Below are 3,329 nucleotides of genomic sequence, written 5' to 3'. Positions count from 1 at the left end.
GAACGCTGACGGAAAGCGCGAGCACTGTGACTGACGATACACCCGAGACACCGACAGCCCTGCTCGATCGAGCACGACAGCACGCGGCAGACGTCGCCGCCCACACTTCCCAGATCTGCCCGTCGAGGCGATCGACTGGGAAGTCTCGCACCGAGAAACAACAACACGAGAACGCACTCAATCACCACAATGCCCAACTCTATACTTGCGCAAGGGAATACTGTACAGACACACCAGAATACCCCGAGCGGATCGTATCCGGGTGATCATCGTTGCCGCAACTGTGGGGCGTTCTTTACGAGAGACTTTGCTCGTATCTTCGGTACCAATGACGATGAGGAATTCGGGTGCTTTGAGTGTATGCATGCGTCTGAGGTGAAACAAGGTGGGGCACTCCACTCCGAATAATCCAGAGAAGTCGAACTGTATGGTTAGATCAGTAGTTTAAGTCCCTATTGTTAGTCTGTATTCCTAACCTGATTACACATTCTCTTTCATTCATCGGGATCTGCGAGTCGTCCTTCCCTGCTATAGGTGCCAGATGGGTAGGATCACAATGGCAATTTGTCTGTGAGTTCGGTCCCGATCTCTCAAGATAATGTTCTCGTGGGACATGATATTGCACATACTACCGATCATCCTATTATATCACCTCTCAGAATTAGTGAATCATTTATTCTGACCGATGGACCCACCTGATGAGCAAAGGTTGCCAAGTCAAGCCAGGGATGATGGGCTTAAGACCCGCTCGCGTAGGCGACTATGGGTTCGAATCCCATCCCTCGCATTCTTCTTTCCACTCACCCCCAACGATATCCCTAAATGAACAGTTTCAATCCGACAGACATCTCTGTCATAGCAACGGTGCCTTGAGTTACTAGATACATATTCTGACTAATGCAACAACGCCCAACGCCAGACGACACAGACGATCCAGAAACAAAACCACCGACTGACGTGCTGTCCAAGCTTCCACCAAGTGCAAAACTGGTTGTAAAGACACTCGAATACAACGACGATGGGCTCACACAGGGTGAACTCGCCGATAAAACCTTACTCCCAGCACGGACGGTTCGCTACGCACTCACCCAACTCGAAAACCACGATCTCGTCAATTCACGCTCCTCATATACTGATGCACGAAAACGCTGCTATTCTCTTACCTTCGAATAATTATGTATAACCACGTAAAAGACGACTGCTCTACACAATCAATTCAAAACTAAGCTGAAAACAGAGATGTGCGAAACCGAAAATCGCTAACTGAGGTACCTATTGCTACTATTCTTTGGGGATCCACCAGATAATCACTCGTGGGCTCAATTTCCCACGTTCTAACGCACCTCGTTCATGCAACTCCTCAATCCACTGGTGCACTGGCCGCCGTTCCATCTCGACCGCGATATACGAAAAGTTTCACTTACTTCGCCATCTTTTCTCTATAGTCGGAATCGTCATCCGTATTGTCGGAAGCGGAAAGGTTCCTGAATGTCCCAATTACCATCAAAAAGAACCCAAACACTATCGCGACAAAACTGCCGGTGGTGGTGCCAACGGTAAGTCCAGAATAGATGAGAACCCCAAAGCAAATTACCAGTACTGGCAGAATAGCTTTTTTCTGGTAGTAGATTGGTGTTTCGTTCGTTGTATCATCGTTTGGTCGTTCAATCACTATTAATCAACCTATATCGCTCCTGCTGCCCCCATCATGTTAAGCGTTACCATACATCCGGATAAATATCAGAGTTTATCCTTGAAATAATAGAAAAGAACAAGTCTAATATTGATAATTTGTCTATAATCTTTGAACACTTAACGACATCTTCAGGCGTGTAGAAACGCACCGGGTGCTGGCACACCCGGCACCGGTCTTCCGAAACCCGTTGAAAGACCATGTCAACGAAATCGCCTCGTGAACTTGAAGCTGACGAGACAGCACAGAAACGCGCCCAGTGGGAACAGTTCTCCTTCAACGTCGATGCCCCCGGAATGGTCGAAGTAACTAATGAGAGCCACGACAATCCCGTTGAGGATCAATACGATGTGACGCTGGACAACGTGACTGACGAACTGATGGCCTGTAAGTGCCCGCATTATGTCTATCGAGCATTACGGTATAACAGATCTGAGCGCAAAAATTTCAGAGTTCTTGGTCGGTTGGCCGGATAAGTATCTCATTGACATCCACATGCGGAGGTTGGCCTACAGCGTACGCGATAGATCGAGCAATATCGTCGGGACTTAGTGCATCCATCGACTCTAGCATCTGCTCCGCCTGGGATTTCTGCTCGTCATCTGGAATATGCTCGGCGAGTTCAGTATCGACATAGCCAGGCTCAATGAGCGTCACACGGATATCATTCTCACCAGTGACCTCTTCGCGGAGGGCCTCAGAAAAGCCGTTTACGCCGAATTTCGTTGCATTATAGCCACTTGACCCGGCATATGCCTTTCGTCCAGCAACGGAGGAAATATTCACAATGTGACCTTCGCCCTGGTCTTGCATGATCGGGAGGGCCGCGTGAGCAGTATTCATCATGCCAAGCAGATTTACCTCGACCATCTGACGGAAGTTATCCGTATTGGCATCCTCGACCTGCTCAAGCAACATCACGCCTGCGTTGTTGATGAGAATATCGAGGGTCCCGAACTCCTCCTGGGTTCGGTCAATCATCTCTCGGATGTCCTCCTCGTTAGTGACGTCGGTTGGGATAACGAGCGCCTCACCGTCTTTGGACTCGATGCGGTTCGCAAGCTGTGCAAGTTCGTCTTCGCGGCGGGCAGCGAGTGCGACGCTTGCGCCTGCTTCGCTTAGCGTTTCTGCAGTTGACTCACCAATACCTGAGGAGGCGCCGGTTACTAGTGCAGTCTTCCCTTCGAGATCGTCAGTGATTGTAGTCATCGGATCCTGGTTTCAGTGGTCCATATGAAAGAGAAATTCGTTGGCGGAGACGTTGACCGGTACTAAAAAGTCGAAACAAAAGGTTTTCGGCCCGCTATCAATCACACCCTGGTCTAAAAAAATCGTGTTTCTATCGGCAGCAGCGATACACCGAAGACACCAACGGATCTGCTCGACCGAGCACGACAGCACGCAACAAACGTCGCCGCCGAACACTTCCCAGATCTGCCCGTCGAAACGATCGATTGGGAGATTTCACACCAAGCCCAACGACAGGCAGGCGTCACGAAGTACGGCCCTGCAACAGAGGCAATCACGATTGCACTGACCTGGACGGCCGACGAACAACACGGGTAGGAGCAATTCAGTTCCACCGTCCGGCACGAACTGATTCACGCGTGGCAGTACCAACGAGTTCGGCGACGCG

Annotated in this window: 4 protein-coding genes; 2 read left to right on the top strand and 2 right to left on the bottom strand. The window is 50.0% G+C overall.

Features of this window, described 5'->3' with window-relative positions:
- Positions 1-897: 897 nt before the first annotated feature.
- Complete coding sequence (locus NKF26_RS23900) at positions 898-1,173, top strand: winged helix-turn-helix domain-containing protein (protein WP_253227495.1); 276 nt, start codon at positions 898-900, stop codon at positions 1,171-1,173.
- Positions 1,174-1,420: 247 nt separating this feature from the next.
- On the opposite strand, the gene NKF26_RS23895 is transcribed toward NKF26_RS23900, so the two are convergent.
- On the bottom strand, positions 1,421-1,672 hold the full coding sequence (locus tag NKF26_RS23895) for a hypothetical protein (protein WP_253227496.1): 252 nt from the start codon (positions 1,670-1,672) through the stop codon (positions 1,421-1,423).
- A 221-nt stretch (positions 1,673-1,893) separates the two neighbouring features.
- On the opposite strand from NKF26_RS23895, the gene NKF26_RS23890 reads away from it, so the two are divergent.
- Positions 1,894-2,169, top strand: a complete 276-nt coding sequence (locus tag NKF26_RS23890; protein ID WP_253227497.1) for a hypothetical protein — start codon at positions 1,894-1,896, stop codon at positions 2,167-2,169.
- On the opposite strand, the gene NKF26_RS23885 is transcribed toward NKF26_RS23890, so the two are convergent.
- Entirely contained in the window at positions 2,141-2,902 is a 762-nt protein-coding gene (locus NKF26_RS23885; protein ID WP_253227498.1) for an SDR family oxidoreductase, read from the bottom strand. The two genes, NKF26_RS23890 and NKF26_RS23885, sit on opposite strands and share 29 nt — an antisense overlap.
- Positions 2,903-3,329 lie beyond the last annotated feature (427 nt).

It is taken from the genome of Haladaptatus sp. AB618, from assembly GCF_024136965.1.
Classification (GTDB): domain Archaea; phylum Halobacteriota; class Halobacteria; order Halobacteriales; family Haladaptataceae; genus Haladaptatus.
This window is presented reverse-complemented; position numbering and strand designations above follow the sequence as displayed.

Coding starts and splice junctions, on each gene's coding strand:
- NKF26_RS23890 (WP_253227497.1), top strand. CDS start 1,894: ATGTCAACGAAATCGCCTCGTGAACTTGAAGCTGACGAGACAGCACAG.
- NKF26_RS23885 (WP_253227498.1), bottom strand. CDS start 2,902: ATGACTACAATCACTGACGATCTCGAAGGGAAGACTGCACTAGTAACC.
- NKF26_RS23900 (WP_253227495.1), top strand. CDS start 898: ATGCAACAACGCCCAACGCCAGACGACACAGACGATCCAGAAACAAAA.